Source organism: Acinetobacter sp. BMW17 (assembly GCF_001592855.1).
Classification (GTDB): Bacteria; Pseudomonadota; Gammaproteobacteria; order Pseudomonadales; family Moraxellaceae; genus Acinetobacter; species Acinetobacter johnsonii.
This window is the reverse complement of record NZ_LSOD01000015.1, coordinates 1-18,403: the sequence shown is the minus strand read 5'-3', so window position 1 is coordinate 18,403 and position 18,403 is coordinate 1. Positions and strand designations below refer to the sequence as shown.

20 protein-coding genes are annotated in these 18,403 nt (G+C 41.7%); 8 read left to right on the top strand and 12 right to left on the bottom strand.

Annotation, left to right across the window (positions count from 1 at the left end; all coding sequences use genetic code 11):
* Positions 1-99: 99 nt before the first annotated feature.
* From yccS to AXW61_RS03165, 4 genes are all read right to left on the bottom strand, one after another.
* Positions 100-2,250 carry a YccS family putative transporter gene (gene yccS / locus AXW61_RS03180; protein WP_081408254.1) on the bottom strand — a complete coding sequence of 717 codons (2,151 nt, stop codon included), beginning with the start codon at positions 2,248-2,250 and terminating at the stop codon, positions 100-102.
* 217 nt (positions 2,251-2,467) lie between these two features.
* Positions 2,468-3,019, bottom strand: coding sequence for a superoxide dismutase family protein (gene sodC / locus AXW61_RS03175; RefSeq protein WP_062032308.1), 552 nt, complete (start codon positions 3,017-3,019; stop codon positions 2,468-2,470).
* 163 nt (positions 3,020-3,182) lie between these two features.
* Complete coding sequence (locus tag AXW61_RS03170) at positions 3,183-4,286, bottom strand: AI-2E family transporter (protein ID WP_171254044.1); 1,104 nt, start codon at positions 4,284-4,286, stop codon at positions 3,183-3,185.
* Positions 4,287-4,423: 137 nt separating this feature from the next.
* Positions 4,424-5,068, bottom strand: a complete 645-nt coding sequence (locus AXW61_RS03165; protein WP_004977991.1) for a ParA family protein — start codon at positions 5,066-5,068, stop codon at positions 4,424-4,426.
* 123 nt (positions 5,069-5,191) lie between these two features.
* Between AXW61_RS03165 and AXW61_RS03160 the strand changes: the two genes are divergently transcribed.
* Positions 5,192-5,665: a Holliday junction resolvase-like protein gene (locus tag AXW61_RS03160; protein WP_004691414.1), complete on the top strand. Its 474-nt coding sequence runs from the start codon at positions 5,192-5,194 to the stop codon at positions 5,663-5,665.
* A 65-nt stretch (positions 5,666-5,730) separates the two neighbouring features.
* On the opposite strand, the gene AXW61_RS03155 is transcribed toward AXW61_RS03160, so the two are convergent.
* On the bottom strand, positions 5,731-6,372 hold the full coding sequence (locus AXW61_RS03155; RefSeq protein ID WP_062032302.1) for a class I SAM-dependent methyltransferase: 642 nt from the start codon (positions 6,370-6,372) through the stop codon (positions 5,731-5,733).
* Between the two features lie 175 nt (positions 6,373-6,547).
* On the opposite strand from AXW61_RS03155, the gene AXW61_RS03150 reads away from it, so the two are divergent.
* The gene (locus AXW61_RS03150; RefSeq protein ID WP_058870379.1) at positions 6,548-7,108 is read left to right on the top strand and encodes a hypothetical protein; all 561 of its coding nucleotides are present in this window, start codon (positions 6,548-6,550) and stop codon (positions 7,106-7,108) included.
* A gap of 218 nt (positions 7,109-7,326) precedes the next feature.
* Here AXW61_RS03150 and AXW61_RS03145 read toward each other — a convergent pair whose 3' ends face one another.
* Complete coding sequence (locus AXW61_RS03145; protein WP_062032299.1) at positions 7,327-7,659, bottom strand: HopJ type III effector protein; 333 nt, start codon at positions 7,657-7,659, stop codon at positions 7,327-7,329.
* A gap of 388 nt (positions 7,660-8,047) precedes the next feature.
* Here AXW61_RS03145 and crcB point away from each other — a divergent pair, with 388 nt between their 5' ends.
* The gene (gene crcB / locus AXW61_RS03140) at positions 8,048-8,425 is read left to right on the top strand and encodes a fluoride efflux transporter CrcB (protein WP_062032296.1); all 378 of its coding nucleotides are present in this window, start codon (positions 8,048-8,050) and stop codon (positions 8,423-8,425) included.
* Between the two features lie 121 nt (positions 8,426-8,546).
* Here the strand turns inward: crcB and AXW61_RS03135 are convergent, their stop codons facing one another.
* Both AXW61_RS03135 and AXW61_RS03130 read right to left on the bottom strand, forming a co-directional pair.
* Positions 8,547-8,801, bottom strand: a complete 255-nt coding sequence (locus AXW61_RS03135; RefSeq protein WP_062032294.1) for a type B 50S ribosomal protein L31 — start codon at positions 8,799-8,801, stop codon at positions 8,547-8,549.
* Positions 8,802-8,930: 129 nt separating this feature from the next.
* The gene (locus tag AXW61_RS03130; RefSeq protein WP_062032291.1) at positions 8,931-10,229 is read right to left on the bottom strand and encodes an AarF/ABC1/UbiB kinase family protein; all 1,299 of its coding nucleotides are present in this window, start codon (positions 10,227-10,229) and stop codon (positions 8,931-8,933) included.
* 192 nt (positions 10,230-10,421) lie between these two features.
* Between AXW61_RS03130 and AXW61_RS03125 the strand changes: the two genes are divergently transcribed.
* Entirely contained in the window at positions 10,422-10,631 is a 210-nt protein-coding gene (locus AXW61_RS03125; RefSeq protein ID WP_004691402.1) for a DUF1737 domain-containing protein, read from the top strand.
* A gap of 55 nt (positions 10,632-10,686) precedes the next feature.
* Here AXW61_RS03125 and AXW61_RS03120 read toward each other — a convergent pair whose 3' ends face one another.
* Positions 10,687-12,048, bottom strand: a complete 1,362-nt coding sequence (locus tag AXW61_RS03120; protein WP_062032289.1) for an MATE family efflux transporter — start codon at positions 12,046-12,048, stop codon at positions 10,687-10,689.
* Positions 12,049-12,089: 41 nt separating this feature from the next.
* Positions 12,090-12,551: a DMT family transporter gene (locus AXW61_RS03115; protein WP_035326225.1), complete on the bottom strand. Its 462-nt coding sequence runs from the start codon at positions 12,549-12,551 to the stop codon at positions 12,090-12,092.
* Between the two features lie 124 nt (positions 12,552-12,675).
* Here AXW61_RS03115 and hemW point away from each other — a divergent pair, with 124 nt between their 5' ends.
* From hemW to AXW61_RS03105, 3 genes are all read left to right on the top strand, one after another.
* Positions 12,676-13,830, top strand: coding sequence for a radical SAM family heme chaperone HemW (hemW, locus tag AXW61_RS03110; RefSeq protein ID WP_062032287.1), 1,155 nt, complete (start codon positions 12,676-12,678; stop codon positions 13,828-13,830).
* Between the two features lie 298 nt (positions 13,831-14,128).
* On the top strand, positions 14,129-14,461 hold the full coding sequence (locus AXW61_RS17735) for a DUF1254 domain-containing protein (RefSeq protein WP_240487431.1): 333 nt from the start codon (positions 14,129-14,131) through the stop codon (positions 14,459-14,461).
* The gene (locus AXW61_RS03105) at positions 14,431-15,402 is read left to right on the top strand and encodes a DUF1214 domain-containing protein (protein WP_240487430.1); all 972 of its coding nucleotides are present in this window, start codon (positions 14,431-14,433) and stop codon (positions 15,400-15,402) included. The genes AXW61_RS17735 and AXW61_RS03105 overlap by 31 nt, the downstream gene beginning before the upstream one ends.
* A gap of 85 nt (positions 15,403-15,487) precedes the next feature.
* Here the strand turns inward: AXW61_RS03105 and AXW61_RS03100 are convergent, their stop codons facing one another.
* Positions 15,488-15,877, bottom strand: a complete 390-nt coding sequence (locus tag AXW61_RS03100) for a hypothetical protein (RefSeq protein WP_062032284.1) — start codon at positions 15,875-15,877, stop codon at positions 15,488-15,490.
* 499 nt (positions 15,878-16,376) lie between these two features.
* Here AXW61_RS03100 and hchA point away from each other — a divergent pair, with 499 nt between their 5' ends.
* Positions 16,377-17,246, top strand: a complete 870-nt coding sequence (hchA, locus tag AXW61_RS03095; protein ID WP_062032281.1) for a glyoxalase III HchA — start codon at positions 16,377-16,379, stop codon at positions 17,244-17,246.
* 123 nt (positions 17,247-17,369) lie between these two features.
* Here the strand turns inward: hchA and AXW61_RS03090 are convergent, their stop codons facing one another.
* Complete coding sequence (locus AXW61_RS03090; RefSeq protein ID WP_062032278.1) at positions 17,370-18,131, bottom strand: substrate-binding domain-containing protein; 762 nt, start codon at positions 18,129-18,131, stop codon at positions 17,370-17,372.
* Positions 18,132-18,403 lie beyond the last annotated feature (272 nt).

Here is an 18,403-nt window from a genome sequence, read left to right as displayed (position 1 = left end):
GAGAATGAAGCTCGAGTGTACGCAAGAACCAGATAAAAATGAACCACAATACACCCGTACATCATGAACCATTTAAAGATAGTCGTTGTGTCGTCCGTTTTATTTAATGTCTCGGGCCAGCAGTTCAGTTTTTAACTTCAGCAATTCAGGCAAGGTTTCCAGTAGTAGACTGATTTGTTTGAGGACCAAGTGTAAATTCTGACTCATTGTTTCTTGCGCATTTAGGCGTTTAATCTCTGCCAGTTTCTGCTGGATGTCGAGTTCAGCTAATGCCTGCTGATGGAGTAGTACATGATTCAACGTATTTTGACACCACAACATGAGTTCCAGCACCTGCGTATCCTGCACCAATTCTCGGTGACTTCCCAAAGCAGAAATATAACTGAGTTGACTGTGGCTATATACCAAGTAGCGAAAAGCATGATGTATCAGTTCTGGGTTTGGATTGGGCTCGGTACTGAGACTAGAAATCATGTTCGCCAGTTCGGTTTGGGCATTATGCGCAGTACGACGCGCACTGCGGTAAGCCAGACTATTATTTTTGCCGTGTTGATATTGTTCACAGATGGCATTGAAATAGTTGAGGGTTGCATCGGATGCTTTTTTTATGGTGTTGGAAATATTGCGGAAGTCCCAATCGGGCCAAATAAAACTCACTGCGAACCAAGCAATGGCACAACCAATGAGGGTGTCTATAATTCGCGGTAAAATAATGGCATAGCCTGCACCTTTTAAATTAAAGATCAGCAGTACCATGAGTGTTGCCATCAGGGTCGCCATGGCATATTTCTTGGAACTGAGATAGAAAAAACACACGCCAAAAATAATGGTTAGTAGCAGTTGTCCTTCAATACTTGGGACGAAATACAGCAGCGGAATCCCTAAAACAACGCCCAAAATTGTGCCTAAGGTTCGCATTTTTAAGCGACTTTTGGTGGCGAAATAACGCATTTGGCAAACAAATAAACTGGTGAGCAAAATCCAATAGCCATGTTGCGCAAAGGGCAAAAGAGAGATGCCATAACCTACAGCAAAGACAAAGGCGATGCGTACAGCATGGCGAAACAGTGCGGATTGGGGGGTGAGATGTTGACTGAGTTTGAGCCACAGATCATGCCAATCATGGATATCATCATCATATAAATTGAGGTTATCAATATGCTGCTGATAACGCTGTTCTTGGCGCGATTGTAGTTCGTTGAGGTGCTGAAAACGTTCATGCACACTATCTAAATTGTTTAAAATCAGTTGTAGGTTTTTGACTTCAATATTGTGTGGATGATCTCGAACCCAATCCTGCATGGAACTGTGTAAATTCAGCAACGCCTGAGTGGTCGTTGGATCTGATACATAGGTTTGATTGGTTAAGATACACCGTGCCAAAGCCTGACAGGCAAGAGCTTGCAGCCGAATATTTTTTTGAATACGAAAAATGAGGTCAGTTCGGCTAAAGTTTTGATGTAACTGCTCATAGTGTAAATAATTAGAGCTGGCTTGTTCATGAATGTCTTGAACGAGAAAGTAGAGGTTGAGCCAATAAATTGTATTTTGGTTGGCGCGAGATGCTTTTAGTCGCGTCAGTAGTGAGCTTTTGGTGTGGTTAAAACTTTGCACCACAGTACTGTTTTGTAAGGATAAATCATAGAGCAGCGCTTCTACATTGTCTCGATTGTCTGGGTCGAATAGACGTGCTTTTGCGTTGAGCAAATCGGCAACTTGATTAAAACAGCGGGTTAAGTTGTCCTGAACGGCCAAGGTGGGTTTAAGAATATAAAACACAATAGCGGTACAGCCATACCACAATGCTCCCAAGATAAAACAACCGGGTTGAAAGTACCAAGCCGAATATTCACCTAGGCCAAACATACTGTATAGGGAAAGTAAAATGGTACCAAAGCTCATTGCTGCATAGCGTTGCCCCAGTGCCCCCAGTAAAATAAAACAAGCACTAGACAGTGATAAATATAAGATGAAAAAGAATTTATAAGGATGTAAAAAATCTAAAATGCTACTAACACTAAAGAACAAGATACAGACATAGGCAAGGTTTCTGAGACGAATGCTGAGCCGGTCATCGAAGTCGGTCAGGGCTGTTGCAATTGCACCTAATGTGGTCGGAACAATAAGCTGTTGTAGTCCTAAAAAATATAAACCTAAGGTTGTGCCACTCAGCACAATCAAAATTTGCAAGCAATACATAAAAATTGCATTGGACTGAAAGGACTGAAACCACTGACGAAGATTGTTCACGATGTAATAGTCTAGGCTTAGTTTTATTTTGGTTTTAGCCTGAACTTTTTTCAGGGCACTGTCAATTTAATGCGGTGCTCCATTGCATGAAAAATTCGCCTATGACAATAAAAATGCAGCGGATCATGGCTCCGCTGCATTGTGTGTATAAGTCGAAACTTATCCACATGTGCGAGTTCAAAACACTACTTTATTCACACTGCATGGGATAATAGATTTATTTAATTACGCCACACGCAATACGGTCACCGCCACCGCCAAGTGGTTTAGGGGTGTCTGAATAGTTATCACCACCTGCATGTACCATCACCGCTAAGCCCTCAACGTCAGCTAAACTTAAGCGAGGAGCGAGTAAATTGACTTTTGCATTACCTGCTGAGTCGACATTCAAGATTGGTAAATCACCCATATGGCCATTGAGTGGTGTGCCGTGGTTTGGCGCTTTTTCTGGGTTAAAGTGTCCCCCAGCGGCTAAAGCAGCCACAGGTTTTCCTTCTTTTTCAGCCACATCACACGAACCTTTTTCATGGATATGAAAACCGTGTGGGCCAGGTGGAAGTTGAGTCAAATTGGTTTGAATTGCTAAACCAACAGGGCTATCAATAAAACGAATGGTGCCAATTTTTTGTCCCACACCTGTAGTTGAAACAGCGTGTACATCGACGTCTTTGACTATCGTGTTGGTTTCAGTAGGTGTAGTGGTACATGCCACAGTCCCTAAACCGATTAAAGTCACAAGTGCGCTTAGTTTGAAAGCAGAAGACAACATGTTGGATCCTTTTTTCCTTAAAATTCAGAACCATTCAAACAAAGGCAGGGCTTCTGTTCAATGTTGTCCGTAGAGTGTTTTTGTATCTGATATAAAAAAACGCATACTTTCGAGGAATGTATGCGTTCAAGTCATTTCACTGAACTTATTTTTTGGGCGTATCTTAAGGCTCTTCAGGTGGATCATAAGCCAAAGTTGCTTTCGGCATCATTAGGGGTTCATTGACTTGTTCATGTAGCCATTCGCGCCAAATGGCTAACAGTACCGCTAGGATCACAGGTCCGACAAATAAACCGACCATACCAAAGCTGGCTAAACCACCCAATACACCAAACATAATGAGTAAGAATGGAATTTGCGTTGCACCTGAGATCACCAATGGGCGAATCACATTGTCTGCTGTGCTGACCACACAAACCCCCCATACCATCACTCCAATCGCTTCAATAGTCTGCCCTTGAGAGAATAACCATAAAGACACGGCACTATATGCCACAGGAGGGCCAAAAGGAATGAGTGCAAAGATAAAGGTTACAATGGTCAGTACCATTGGGTTTGGGACACCAGCAACAAAATAGCTTAGGCCTGCCAAGAGTGCTTGCGCAATTGCAGTCAGACCAACCCCATAGACCACAGCACGTGTTGTTTCAGAAATGGTGTCTAAATAGTGGTGGATACGTGGGCCAATCACCATTTCCAGCGCTTTACTGACCTGATTTAAAATGGTTTGTCCGTCACGATAGAAGAAGAATAACGACATCACCGCAAAACAGAGTTTAAAAATATTCTTACTAATTTCACTCAGTACCAAACGACCATAATTTAAATGGCTTTGAAACCAGCCCGAGACATTCTGCACAATACTGTTCGGATCGGTATTGATTTCTTTTAAAGTACGAGTGACTTCTTTACCAATAATCGGCAAATCCCGAATAAATTGCGGAACATCTAAATGACCTGAGAACAATTGTCTTTGCAATTCATAAAACAGATTACGGCCTTCATGCTGCAGCATAAAAATGGCAAAGGTCAGCGGGATACCGACAACTAACACCACCATACTGATCATGATGGTGGCACTTAAGGTTGGACGTGGTCCACAGAGTTTCTGCACTGAGTGATATAAAGGCCATGTGATGTAGGCAATAATCGCAGCCCAAAGCACAGGTACAATAAAGTATTTCAGGACTTGAAAGCTCAAATAGAACAGAATAAAAATCAGTCCAAATAACAATACTTTTTGTAAGGCTGGTGCGTATCGTTGCACGGTATTCACTGCTATATCTCTAAGGTCAAAGTCATATTAACTGAAAAAAATGCGCACGAGAACGTACCCTTGGTAAGTTCTCGTGAATAACCGACTATAAATATGGAATAACCCCGTTTTATCTATAGCAAAATATTTTAGAACCAAGCACTTGGGTCATCGACAATGGCGTTGAGCAACGGTTGCCATTGGCTTTGAATGGAGAGATAATTCTTTTGTGTTTTATCAAATACGCTTAAACCTTGCATTGCCAATTGGCCATACGCGGTGCGTTCTGAAATCCACGCTACAGGTTGTTGTTCAATTTTCGCAAAAAAATCTTGGATGTCTTTGGCACTGGCGCTGTTGGCTTTGACCCGATTGGCCAAAAGCAAAATTTGCACTTTGCCTTTACGAATGCGTTTAATATCTTGTAAATGCTTTAAAAAACGACGGGTACTGTCAATATCAAAAAACGAGGGTTGCAGTGGGGTCACAATCGCGTGCGCCTCACTGACCAGTTGTTCGGCATGCTCACCAGACAGTGCACCTGGTGCATCGATAATTAAATATTCAATATTTTTAGGCACTTCACCAATCGATTTCTCATGGCGCCAATCTAAACTTTGAATATGCGCCACTTGCTCTGGACGCTGTTTTAACCACTGACGAGCAGATTTTTGATTATCGGCATCGGCCAAAGCCACTTTATAACCTTTTTGTGCGAGTGCCGAAGCTAAATTGATTGCGGTTATCGTTTTGCCACAGCCACCTTTTTGGTTGGCGATTAATATCGTTTTCATGACCTTAAATGATTTTATTCTGCTCACCCCTAGCATATCATTCTTTTGTGTGTCGCATATGACACCAAACCAAAGTTGTAAGTTTAAATCTTGCTACCTGTAGCACAAAATTAGGAAAGAACCATGTCCATATGGATGGCAATGTTGATCGGTGCAGCAATTGGTGTGGTCTTGACCACCCTTATTTTAAGTCACAGCCGAAATGGACGCATCAAAGCAGAATATGAGCGCTATATTGCCGAATTAGAACTAGAGCATCAGCAGGCTTTGGCTCAAGCACAAAAGCGCAGTGTCAATACCAGTCGTGCAGTGCTCAAAGGTAAAATGGCGGAGCAACTGGCACCGATTATGCCGCAGTTTGAATACTTACCCAGCGATGCCAAGTTTTTGGGTGATCCTGTTGACTATGTGGTCTTTGATGGTTATACCGACCTGCGTGATGGTGAGGGAAGAGCAGAAGATATTGAAATTGTTCTCATTGATATTAAAAGCGGTGGGGCGAGGTTAACCAAAGGACAAGTTGCCATTGCGCAAGCGATTCAAGCTGGGCGGGTTCGTTTTGAAACGGTCCGCATTGACTTTGATACGATTGAATAAGCTTGATAATGTCTACCCATGAAAGCATCTTGCTTGATATAGAGCAGATGTCTTCTACATGATTATCATGACCCATCGCTTGAATGTAGCTTTTGAGCACGTGCAAAAAACATCAGTTGTCCGAGTTTCGGAATACCTTCGGCATAAAAGTAGTGTTGTTCTATCAAATTAAAACCTGCTGCTTTTAAGGCCGGTTCAATGTTTCGATTGAGATGGCAACCATCGGCTAAACGCTTTTGCACAGGTGTGAGTAAGTGTTGTAGACGCTGAATATAAAGGTTATTTGTATTTAATACATGTTCGACCACATGTAAGGTGCCACCCGGTTTGAGCACGCGTAATATTTCCGCCAAAGCCAGTTCTAGCTCAGCAATACTACACAATGTCCATGTACTGACCACATGCTCAAGGCTCTGGTCAGCAAAAGGCAGGTTTTCCGCACGGGCTTGTACATGATGCACTTCAAATGCTGCTGCTTGTACCCGCTCTAAAGCCAAATGATAAATTTCAGGACTGGGTTCAAGGGCAAAGACATTATCGACATTTTGATAAAAGGGTAGATTCAGCCCTGTACCAAAACCAATTTCCAATACCTCTCCCTGAATTGGCAAAAGCAGTTCGCGGCGCTTGTCCATTAAACTTGGTACTTGCATGACCTGATTCAGGACATGTGGAAAGATATGTTGTTGATAGTATTTATAAAGCATGATTATTTTTGGGGCTCTGTTCTTCAGCTCTAGCCTAACTGAAAAGTGCTGTGGCTAAAAGTAGACTGCATAATTCGTTCACAATGTTACTAAGTTCATAAGCTTCTTTTCAGGAAACTGGACTAAGATGAAAATTGGTTCATATTTTCCTAGGTCGATGGGAATGAGGTTTGCAATGAAATCTAAATTTATCCTGCTCAGTTTACTCAGCAGTTTGCTGTTGCCCATCAGTGCAAGTGCCACTGTGGATTACAACATTGCCAAAGGTTTAGCGCCGACCTCTAAAGATCAATCGATTTCGGTATTGAAACCGTTTAAAGGTGATTTTCGAATTTTAGGTTCTAAAATGTATTCGGATGATGCACAAGCTAAATTCTCTCCGATTGACTACGCCGTAAGTTGGGGCTTATTTGCTGAACCTGAAATTGCACGCCATATTACCGTGAATCAATACGACCGTTATCTCAACTGGAAAATTGATCGTTTGCCTGTGCCTGCCGAGCAAGCCATGCAAATGGTGTCAAATATGCACATCATTCCAGCCAACCCTGAAATTGCTAAACAAATTAAACACGTGAAACGTGGTGATTTGGTCCGTTTAAAAGGTGAGTTGGTTGAAATTAAAGACAAAGATATGGTCTGGACCTCATCCTTAACCCCGACCGATACGGGCGATGGAGCATGTGAAGTATTTCGGGTCAGCTCAATCCAATGGATCGAACGGGTAAAGGGGTAATGTGGAAGTAGCGCTGAGTTACTTCAGCGTGCTGTTTTAATGTTTTCTAGGCGATGAATAGCCATATGAAGTCTTGCTCCACGTGAAACCTATTGGTCAAATCTGTGGATGCTTATAGGTGTATCAATGTTAATAGTGTTTATAAATGTCTGATAATAAAATTAATATTGTATTTGTTTAAAACCACGTTCAAGTTACTTGAACGTGGTTTTTTATCTTTATTTTGCAGTTAATGCCGTACCCTCAAATTCAATACCATTCCATCCATTCAACATGAACTGACGAATATTTTGATGATCTGTTTCATCAGGTGTGGCTAAAACGGAAGCATAGTGTTCTGCAAATAGGCTTAAAGTTTGCATTTGATCGAGACCTTGAAGTTGTGCAAACGAAAACACTTTTGCGCTACCTTGGTTTTCAGTTGCCGCATTGTGCTGCAAACCATTTTTAAATGCAGTTGGTGTATGTGTATAGGCTGCTTCAATAAAAGCCAATACATCTGAAAATTTTGCTTCGCCCGCTTCAAGCTGAGCCAATAGTACTTGTGCCATGCGTCTATTTCCGACTAAATTTATGTCCACATCATACCCAAAAATTGCATGTTTGGGAGTTTTTGCCTGAGAGAAAACCTTCTGTTTTGCATGAAGAACCGGTGCTAGTGATTTTGTGAATCTATGTTGTATTGGTCATAGAGCGCACTAGGGTGAAGTAAAGATATTCGGCGATGCTGGGTTCAATATCCCATGTAAAGCATGTGTGAGTTTGAATGCTGAAGTTCACTTTTGAGAGTGAGACAAGAAGATATGTAAGGATCAACAACCGATGTTAAAAAACCTTGAAGTGCGAGGATTGATTCAGGTTTAATAGCATTATAGTTGATAAGCTGTGGATAACTTCGGACTTATCCATACCGCATTTTGTAAAGAATAGGATAGGTCAATGAATTGGATCTTGGTGGCAATGGGGGGCGGAATAGGGGCCTGTTTACGCTACGGTGCAGGATTATGGTTGTTTAAACCGAGTATGAGTTTTCCATGGCCGACATGGTGGATCAACATCATCGGTTGTTTTGCTGCGGGTATTTTCTTTGCTTTTAGCCAGAAGTTTCCAGTACTGCAACAAGAAGCACGTTTATTTTTGATGGTGGGCATATTGGGCGGTTTTACGACATTTTCGAGTTTTGGCCTCGAAACTTTTCAGTTATTTAGACAGGGACAAACAGTGCTGGCTTTGAGTTATGCACTGTCGAGTTTAGTGGTGGGCGTCATCGTGCTTGGGATCGGATTTTATCTCTTGGATAGTTTGTTTAAACATTAAGAAAAACGCTGGTCAAAATAGGAACCAGAAAAGAACGCATAAAAAAGAAGCCTAAGCTGGAGGAGGTCTTAGGCTTCTTGATATATTTACTATAACGCGTATAGCTTAAAGAAAAATGAAATTATTGTGAGCGTTTGAAACGCGCGAAACGTTTATTGAAACTTGCAACACGACCTTCATTACTGGTTTGACGTTGTTCGCCCGTATAAAACGGATGTGAAGCACTTGAGATATCTAAACTGACGTAAGGATAGGTCTTGCCTTCATGCTCACGAGTTTGATGACTTTCTAAGGTACTGCCGATCACGAAAAACGCGTCGGCATTGGTGTCGTGGAACAGGACTTCACGATACTCTGGATGAATATTGGCACGCATAGACTTCTCCTTAAATGTATTATTTTGAAATGTTATAATATAACAATTGGGAAGTCAAAATAAACCCAGTGACTTTATGTAACTGGGTTTGTTGAGTTGTAGCGATTTTATTGTGCCCACAGTCTTTATTTAGGCAGGAGGCGGGACCAACTCTTCAAATAGATCATTGAGGTTGTCGTGTACTTTGAGATGAATCAGGTTCCAATAATGTCCTGAGACTGTTCGATTGACCATTAGTGTATCGGGTGAGGGTTTAAACACATCCCAGTATTTTAGCGATGGTTTGACCAGTTCAATACCATCATGATGTGCTGAGTTTTCAGCAAAGTCATACAAAGTGGTCAGTGGACGCATGAGCACTTCTAACCATGCTTCATACAGTTCGGCAGGGAACTTGCCTTGCTCAGACATCGAGTGCAAAGCAGTCAGTTGCTGTTCCATGACCAAGATATCACTGTCGCGCGCTGCTTGAATCAGCTGCTTAAAATGCATCACGATTTCAGTCGATAGAGTTTTTACACCGCCGTAGTCATATACGATCACGCTACCATCTTCTCGGAAGGCAAAGTTGCCCGGATGGGGGTCGCAGTGGAAACGTTTTAAGAAGAAAATCTCACGGCCAATGGCACGAAATAAACGACGCCCCAGTTCATTGCGTGTGTCTTGTGACCATGTACTGGCAGTTTCAATGCTTTCGCCGTGCTCTAAGCTTAAGGTTAAAATATGGCGGCTTGAATAGTCTTTATAGACTTGAGGAATAATAATTTTAGGGTCTAAAGCTTGATGAAAGGTTCTTGCGACCTCTAAGTTTTGGGCTTCTATTTGATAGTTTAGTTCGTTGTCTAAACTGTCCTGAATTTCTTTAAAGAGTTGATCTTGCAGCTTACGGTCAATTTTAAGTACACCCATCAAGCGTAGTGCTAAACGGACCTGTTTTAAGTCACTTTCACAGGCTTCTTCTACGCCCGGATATTGAACTTTAACTACAACTTGCTCACTACTCGGTAAAGTAGCTTTATGCACTTGGCCAATGGAGGCTGCGGCAAAGGGTTGTTCATCAAAGGTGGTAAAAATTTGATTGAGCGGTTTGCCCAGTTCTTTTTCCACTTGAGCTTTGATCTCTTGAAAAGGCATCGCAGGCGCTTGGCGTTGTAATTTACTAATTGCACGTGCCACTTCAGGCGGAAAAATATCTTTGTATTGAGATGCAATTTGCCCGACTTTCATCACGGCACCTTTCATTTCACCTAAGGTGTCTGCAATTTGAAGTCCAATGTCCTGAAAAAGCTGACTGCGCGCCGCATTTTTTTTATCTTCATCGGCATTGAAGTTTTTAATTGAATTGGTCACAGTCTTGGTTGCGATACTTGCCGTCATGCTGGCAAGTTTCATAAAGCGACGACCGGGCGTACGAGTCGTATTTGCCATGCGATATTCCTCGGGGCATCTTATTACATCTCAGATTTGATCATAGGCGACAAATGCAAAACTGCCTACTTTAAATTGTTAAGCTGATGTTTCTATTTAAATAATAGTGGTCAATTGAGTGAATTACACACAAGATGTCGCTGCATTTAAAAATCGCGTTACACTGTGCGAAAAATTTTGAGTAAGAAATAAATGAAAGTTTATCGTTATTTTACAGGCAAGGACGATGTGCATTTTTGTGCGCGCGTCACCAAAGCACTGAATGAAGGCTATAGCCTGTATGGTTCACCCACCATGACCTTTAATGGCAGTGAGGTGATCGTTGGGCAGGTGGTGGTTAAAGACGTTGAGGATGAGAGTGAAGTGCCACAAGGTCTGAAAGACGCTTTGGCACAACAGTAGAAAAACTGGAATAGGAGAAGAGTCTGGCTCCTTCATATTCCATGCCATGCATGACTTATGGATAGTCCTGCCTGAGACGTTTATTGTTGTTATAAAGTCGGAGCAAGAGCAGGACACATGCCACGCTTAAACCGACAATCAGTCCAATCCAAACACCTGCTGCACCTATGTTGGTGTAGCGCGCTAAATAGATACTGACTGGGAAAGCCACGATCCAATAGGCAACCATGGTAATCCACATTGGGCCTTTGGTATCTTGCATGCCGCGTAAACAGCCTGCGGCACTAATTTGCCAAGCGTCCATCAGCTGATAGGCAAGTGCAAATAATAGTAAATACATCGCAACTTCTGATACTTCGTGATCCGAGGTATAAATCGCCACAATTTCAGGACGAAACAGTGCAATCAGCAGCATGGTCATCAGCGCCAAAACCGTGCCTGTAGCCAGTCCAAGCTTTTGTACCTTGCGCATCGCGATCCAGTTTTTTTCACCATAGTAAGTCCCGACACGAATAGTCAGGGCGATGGCAAGGGACATCGGAATCATAAACAACTGAGAGGTGACCGACATTGCAATCTGATGAGCTGCCACAATGGTTTCACCCAATGGGCTGAGAATAATCGCAGCGGTACTAAAAATACTGACTTCGAAGAAAATAGCTAAGCCAATAGGTAAACCAAGTTTTAAAATACGTTCGATCCAGTAGCGATCCATCTTCTCCCAAGTGCTAAACACTTGAGTTTTTTGATACGCCGAGGCTTTAAAAATGTAAGTGGCTAAGGTGAAAAACATGATCCACTGTAAAATCGCAGTGGCAAATCCGCAGCCTGCCGAACCGAGGGCTGGAATCGGGCCAAAACCATACATAAAGACAAAGTTCAAGGGAACCAAAAGGACCAAGGCCACTAAGCTAATGACAGTGACAGGACGTGGGTGGCCGAGCGCTTCTGAGTATCCACGCAGTGCTGCATACATAGTCACCGCAGGCATGCCAAAGCCAATGGCATGTAAAAATAGGCTGGCTTTCGGCAGTAAGTTTGCAGGTACACCCATGAGTGGCAGTAATAGCGGCATGCTTTGTAAAATTAAACCCGCAATGCTTCCCAAAATAAAGGCCACCCAAAGGGATTGGCGGGCAATGGTGGCGATTTTTTCAGGGGTGCGTGCGCCATTGGCTTCTGCCACCAATGGTGTTGTCGCAATCATGATGCCGCTGAATAGCAACATGATCGGTATCCATAAACCGACACCGACGGCAATCGAGGCTAAATCGGTAGGAGATAAATGTCCCGCCATGATGGTATCAATTAACCCGAGACCCGCTTGAGAAAACTGCGTGATCAGGATGGGCAGCATTAACACCAATAACTTTTTTAATTCGAAACGATGGGACGTGATTTTATTTGTAGTCGACACAAAAATTACTCATATTCATCATGTGCTTGGTCTAAATAAATTCAGCGTTGTAAAGTGAGAAGCACACCAATAAAAATTACGACGCCACCAAGTAAACGCTGCCAATTTACAGGCGTTTTTTCGGTACCAAGTAGACCATAGTGGTCAAAAATCACGGAGGTCAGGATTTGTCCAAAAATAACCAAACCTGAAAACGTGAGAAAGCCTAATTTAGGCGCAGTATAGATGCTTATACTGATGGCATAAACCCCTAAGCAGCCACCGAGCCATAAGTACCAAGGAATATTGGAAAAATCATGTAACTGTGGTTTGTCCACAGGTTGGAGTACAACCAAAAGTGCTAAAACGCAGGTTCCAATGAAGAAGGATAACAATGCGGCTTGTAGTGGAGAGTAAAAATATTCTCTGAGCTGTGTATTCAACGCCGTTTGAAAAGTCATAGCAATGCCAATACCAAAGGCCAGTGGTAGCATAAACAGCAAGTGGCTCGATATTTTCATCATTTTAAACCATTCATTCTTCTTGTCTTTTTATCAGTCTAATCCAAATAGACACAGATTTCATAAGTGTCTTGATGCAGTCATGTTAAAATATGCAAGATTACCGCTGTGCTTTAGAGTCTCTTCCTTGACTGATTTACATCCTGCAAATATTCCGTTGTCTTTATATATTCACATGCCGTGGTGTGTGCGTAAGTGTCCCTATTGCGATTTTAACTCGCATGCGGTGCCAGATGGCAAGTTGTCTTTAGATTTAGAGCAAGAATATTTACATGCTTTGGTTGAGGACTTTAAAACTCAGCTTGAGTTTGCTCAAGGGCGTCACATTCATAGTGTGTTTATTGGCGGCGGAACGCCGTCTTTGATTTCGGCACAAGGATATCAATGGTTATTTGCCCAGTTAAAAGCACTACTGCCTTTTGAGGCGGATTGTGAAATTACCTTAGAAGCCAATCCAGGTACAGTCGAACATGACCCTTTTGCCGATTATTTGGTGGCAGGTATCAATCGCTTGTCGATCGGGGTGCAAAGTTTTAATACCGAACATTTAACCAAGTTGGGACGAATTCACAGTAACGCCGATGCGATTTCTGCGATTGGCCTTGCGCGTGATGCAGGTTTTAAACGTATTAATGTCGACCTGATGCACGGTTTACCTGAACAGACTTTAGAGCAAGCTCTACTGGATTTGAAGCTTGCCGTGGGCAATGGTGCAACGCATATTTCATGGTATCAACTCACGATTGAACCGAATACCGTGTTCTTTAGAACCAAGCCTGTCTTACCTGTGGACGATGTGCTTGAAGAGATTCAAGCCCAAGGTGAAGCTTATTTAAAAGCGCAGGGTTTTATCAATTATGAAGTTTCGGCATGGCGTAAAGAGCAACCTTCCGCACATAATTTGAATTACTGGCAGTTTGGCGACTACTTGGCGATTGGGGCAGGTGCACATGCCAAAGTGACCCAGCCAGATGGGGTCTATCGTTTCCAGAAAACTCGTTTACCTAAAGACTATTTGGCTAAAGTCCCTGCGGAGCATGTGCAGTTTAAGCGGATTGAAGCCGACGAACTTCCATTTGAGTTTATGATGAATGCTTTGCGTTTAAATACAGGCGTGGCGGCTGAATATTATGCGCAGCGGACAGGTTTGAATCTGGATCGTTTGGCTGAAACGTTAGACTCACTACGCAGTCGAAAATTAATGGTGGATGATGCCACGCGTTTAGCGTGTACCGGGCAAGGGCATGTATTTTTAAACTCAGTGTTGGAAGAATTTATCTAAGTTTTTTAAGTAAGCTACCTTTTAATAAGGCATATTTATTCGTCGGTATACAGGGAATGAATATGCCTTTTTCTATGGAATCAAAAGCTTAATAATAAAGACTCTTGGTTTAACAGAAGAAAATGGCAAAGACTGGATTTAGAAGAAATGATAGAACCTTGTATAAAGAATCTTTCAATTTAGGTTTAACAACCATTCATTTGAGTGGTGAAAAAGAATATTAAAAAGGATAAAAGTACCTAGTCATTTATAATACTAAGGGAATAATATGAAAAAAATAGGACTATTATCACTCATAATGCTTGGAGCGGTAGGCTCTACGTCGAATGCAGCGATTCCAGATCAAGTTGCTGAAGATGCTTATCTTTATGGCTACTCTATTGATGAAGCCTATAAATATTTTTATAAAACAACGTTTGAAACTAACACTCCATTAAATCGGTTCCAAAATATTCGCCAACTCGCGGATGATACTTATACCGCTCACCCAACCATTAACAATGACACGTTACATTTAATGGGGTGGTTAGATGTTGGGGCGGAACCTGTGATTGTCAGTATTCCAGACTTTGACAGGGGCGTTACTGGATTTTACATACCATGGACATGGGACACTACACGACTGCCATGATTGGTGCTAGAACGCGTGGTACTAAAGGTGGTCGTTTTATGTTTGCTTCAAAAGCATGGAAAGGCACAGTACCATCTAGCGTAGATGAAGTGATTTATGTAGATTCTGATTTGCAGAAAATGATGGGTCGTATTATGGCGACCAATAAAGAAGATGAGAAAAAAGCCCTAAATTATATGGATCAATGGAATATCCGGACTTTATCTGAGTATTTAGGTGTGGCTGGACCAAAGCAAAAGGAAAGAACATATTTAGATCCAGCAAAAACTTCATGGTTAGAACGTGTAAACTTTATGCTCTGTGAAGGCACCATGGCTGAAGCCGATCAGAAATGGATTAGCCAATACAAAGTGATGGGTATTGTCCCATGTAACTATAAATTGACTCAAGAACAGCTTGCAGCCGCTCAAGTGGGTGAAAAGCTTGGGATGCAGCATATTAGAGATCTTGTGCCGAAATTGACCCACTCACGTAACCTGCTTGGTACACGTGAGCAATTGAGTGAGGGTGCCCGTGATTTATTTGATATGGGGACATATTTAGGTCAATGGGGTTTACCTGCAGATGAAACCGTATATCTAAAAGCAGACATCGGTTCCGATGGTCAAAAGATTAATGGTTCGAATGGTAAGAAATACCAAATGCGTTTTAAAGCACCAGAAGTCAGTCAATTCTGGTCATTTACCGTTTATGGTTCTGACAACCGATTGATGGCGCATAACGAAATGAATCGTCATAGTCGTGGTGACCGTACACTTAAAGCGGGTGCAGATGGTCTGTACACCATAGAATTAAGTTCTGATGAAAAAGCCAATGCCAACAATTCAAACTTTCTACCGATTCCAAATAAAGACAGCTATATCATTTTAAGAATGTATGGCCCAAGTAAAGTCATGCAAGAGGGTAAATATTCAATGCCTGTGATAGAAGTGGTGAAGTAAGACTTTGATGTAATAGTCTATTCAAAAAAGCTCAGACTTCAGTTCTGAGCTTTTTTATCAATATGAGATTGATTTCAATTGTTTTTTAATTTATTAACTCTTCATCATAGATCAGATCATCTTCATGGATATTGATAAAGTCAGGTTGCGGATTTGTATCAAATTGAACCGCAGAAATGGACGCCTTGCCTAAAATCTTTGCTTTTGCAACTCTGTGCATACCATCCATTAATCGGCCTTGAGCACATAAAATGATGGGATAAGCTAAATCAGCCTCTAGAATGAGTTGCATATGCGCAATAATGTCTTGAGTGGTGGGGTGAGTATCTGGATACCAATAAGCTTCGTCTAATTCCTTGATGTCTGATAGCGGAACTTGTCTGACTTGAAAAGATTGAGTGATTTCGACCAAGCGATCGACATCCCAAATATAGGTATCGTTTTCAACTTTTCTAAAATGATATTGCTTTCTCATCAGGATTAAACCCAGCTAAAATACACAAGAATTAAAACATAAAGTCTAAAAGAATACCTGCGTGTAAAATTAAGCGAGTTAATAATCATCAGACTTTAAATGGTCAGCCCTTTTTGATTCAGCCGATAATGAATAGGGTTGATTCATTTGTACGAATTCGCTTACATCAATTCCCGCTTTTTTCGCCTATACGTCTGCATGTGATTTTTTTAATATAGAACCATAGAGAGCAGGATGCTCCAATAGAATAACAATAAAGATCAGCTCAAGGACGAAGGTACGACAGGAGTCATACCTCAGCACTTAATACGAAAAACCCCGACAGGATGTCGGGGTTTTTTATTATCTAAATTTTATCTTGTCATACAGGTAAGCTTATATTTACATCTTAAAACAGAGCCACGTTGAAACTTTGTTATGCTGAATAAATGAGCTGTGGTACAGAACTCTAGGTTTCGTAAAACTGAAAATAACCAAGCAATAATAAAGGAGAATCAGCATGGCACAGACCAGCCAAGACCGTAATCCAAGCCCTGATTTAGCTGAAGATAATGCATTTTTTCCATCGCCTTATTCACTTTCCCAATACACCGCCAGTAAAACCGACTTCGATGGAACCGACTATCCAACACCCTATATTGGGCATAAAAAAGTTTTGATGGTCGCAAGTGATGAGCGTTATTTACTGATGAAAAATGGCAAGTTCTTCTCCACAGGCAACCATCCTGTAGAAACTTTACTGCCTATGTATCATTTAGACCGTGCGGGCTTTGACATTGATATTGCTACGTTATCCGGCAATCCAGTTAAACTTGAAATGTGGGCGATGCCCCATGAAGATGCTGTCGTGCCTGCAACATTCCAAAAATACTTAGCCCAATTTAAGAAACCCCTAAAACTGGCAGATGTACTGAAAAACAGTTTAGGTGATGACTCTCCCTATTTGGCTGTTCTTATTCCTGGTGGGCATGGTGCTTTAATTGGTCTACCTGACAGTGAAGACTTAAAAACCTTACTGAAGTGGGCGGTGGCAAAAGATAAATTTGTCATTTCGCTGTGTCATGGGCCAGCAGGTTTATTGGCAGCTGCGGTTAATGAAGCACCTGAAAACTATATTTTTAAAGGCTATAAAATGTGTGTGTTCCCCGATGCACTCGACCAAGGGGCAAACTTAGACATTGGTTATATGCCGGGGGAATTACCATGGTTGCTGGCAGATCGCTTAGAAAAGTTGGGTGTCGAAGTGGTCAATAAAGAGATGTCGGGACAGTGTATTCAAGACCGTAAGTTAATTACAGGAGATAGTCCTTTGGCATCGAATACCTTGGGAAAAATGGCAGCACAGGCGCTTTTGGCCGAGGTTCAGTAGTTTATTTTCTTCAATCAAGAGCGCCGTGGCGCTCTTTTTTATGTCTAATTTGCTTATTAAAAGTTCGATTTTTTAAGCTTGGAAACTGATCTCGAATGTGGATCAAAGATTAAAATTAAGCACTCATTTATTCCAACCAAACTGTTTAAAAATCGCATGGCCTTGTGGAGAACTTAAAAACGTAACAAAACTTTTTGCTTCAGGATTTTTTAGACTGTGCTGAGTCAGTGCAACACCTGCATCACGGTAAATCACCAGTTCAGGTTCGATCGGAATAATTTGCCCAATGTCTGGATTACTGACTCCCCAAATATTAAACACCAACCATGCATCATAACTGCTGTCCGCTTCCCATGCTTTTTTCGCTGCGCCTGTATTGGGTGCATACATGGCGATATTTTTACGGAAGGATTTTGTGAGCTGAATATTACCCGTTCTACCCGCAATATCTTCCCACATGCCCACTTGGCCTGCGCCATGGATGACCAAAACTTTAGTGTTTGGTTTGCTTAGGTCTTTAAACCCTTGAATATGTTTGGGATTACCTTTTCTGACTAAAATGGCGGCAGGGCGTAAGTAGAGTGGCTCAATTGAGTCCTTTACGATTTTATCGGCAAATACGCTTTCAAAATCTGACATCATGGCTTCCGAACCGCTATAGATGACGTCGGCATCGAGTTTGGCTTTGTCGGCCCATTGTGAAGTAGGACCAGCGGTTACATGGACATCTATCCCTGTCTTATTTTTAAATTGTTTCGCTGCTTCATGCATCGCTGGTGCTGGCCCACCTGGACCATAAACATTGATTGCCGCAATAGTGTCCATTGATAAAAAGCCCAGCATGAGCGGAAAGATATAGTAGCTCAGCTTATACATTTTTAGCATTGTTATTTCCTTTATTGATATTTGAACGCTGATCATATTTTTTTTTCTGATGTAATTGAATATTTATATTATTTTTTTTGTTAAATGGTTTTTTTAATATGTGAAAGAGAACAGCAGCAACTACGAAGTTGCAGGTTTATGGAAATATAAGGTCGAACAAGAAATAAAAAGAGCGCCTAGGCCATTGCTGTCCCACAATTTTTCACAAGAGGAAGCTCAAATGAGCTTCCTCTTGTTTTATGGGTATTTTATCGGGTGAAAATAAAGCTTTT

What these genes read in the sequence shown, in the direction of transcription:
- AXW61_RS03115 (WP_035326225.1), bottom strand. Translation starts at nt 12,551, where the DNA reads ATGATGAAAATATCGAGCCACTTGCTGTTTATGCTACCACTGGCCTTT.
- AXW61_RS03165 (WP_004977991.1), bottom strand. Translation starts at nt 5,068, where the DNA reads ATGAAAACGATATTAATCGCCAACCAAAAAGGTGGCTGTGGCAAAACG.
- AXW61_RS03090 (WP_062032278.1), bottom strand. Translation starts at nt 18,131, where the DNA reads ATGCTAAAAATGTATAAGCTGAGCTACTATATCTTTCCGCTCATGCTG.
- sodC (WP_062032308.1), bottom strand. Translation starts at nt 3,019, where the DNA reads ATGTTGTCTTCTGCTTTCAAACTAAGCGCACTTGTGACTTTAATCGGT.
- AXW61_RS03145 (WP_062032299.1), bottom strand. Translation starts at nt 7,659, where the DNA reads ATGGCACAAGTACTATTGGCTCAGCTTGAAGCGGGCGAAGCAAAATTT.
- AXW61_RS03130 (WP_062032291.1), bottom strand. Translation starts at nt 10,229, where the DNA reads ATGGCAAATACGACTCGTACGCCCGGTCGTCGCTTTATGAAACTTGCC.
- AXW61_RS17735 (WP_240487431.1), top strand. Translation starts at nt 14,129, where the DNA reads ATGCTTGGAGCGGTAGGCTCTACGTCGAATGCAGCGATTCCAGATCAA.
- crcB (WP_062032296.1), top strand. Translation starts at nt 8,048, where the DNA reads ATGAATTGGATCTTGGTGGCAATGGGGGGCGGAATAGGGGCCTGTTTA.
- AXW61_RS03160 (WP_004691414.1), top strand. Translation starts at nt 5,192, where the DNA reads ATGTCCATATGGATGGCAATGTTGATCGGTGCAGCAATTGGTGTGGTC.
- hchA (WP_062032281.1), top strand. Translation starts at nt 16,377, where the DNA reads ATGGCACAGACCAGCCAAGACCGTAATCCAAGCCCTGATTTAGCTGAA.
- AXW61_RS03150 (WP_058870379.1), top strand. Translation starts at nt 6,548, where the DNA reads ATGAAATCTAAATTTATCCTGCTCAGTTTACTCAGCAGTTTGCTGTTG.
- AXW61_RS03100 (WP_062032284.1), bottom strand. Translation starts at nt 15,877, where the DNA reads ATGAGAAAGCAATATCATTTTAGAAAAGTTGAAAACGATACCTATATT.
- AXW61_RS03125 (WP_004691402.1), top strand. Translation starts at nt 10,422, where the DNA reads ATGAAAGTTTATCGTTATTTTACAGGCAAGGACGATGTGCATTTTTGT.
- AXW61_RS03155 (WP_062032302.1), bottom strand. Translation starts at nt 6,372, where the DNA reads ATGCTTTATAAATACTATCAACAACATATCTTTCCACATGTCCTGAAT.
- AXW61_RS03135 (WP_062032294.1), bottom strand. Translation starts at nt 8,801, where the DNA reads ATGCGTGCCAATATTCATCCAGAGTATCGTGAAGTCCTGTTCCACGAC.
- AXW61_RS03105 (WP_240487430.1), top strand. Translation starts at nt 14,431, where the DNA reads ATGGACATGGGACACTACACGACTGCCATGATTGGTGCTAGAACGCGT.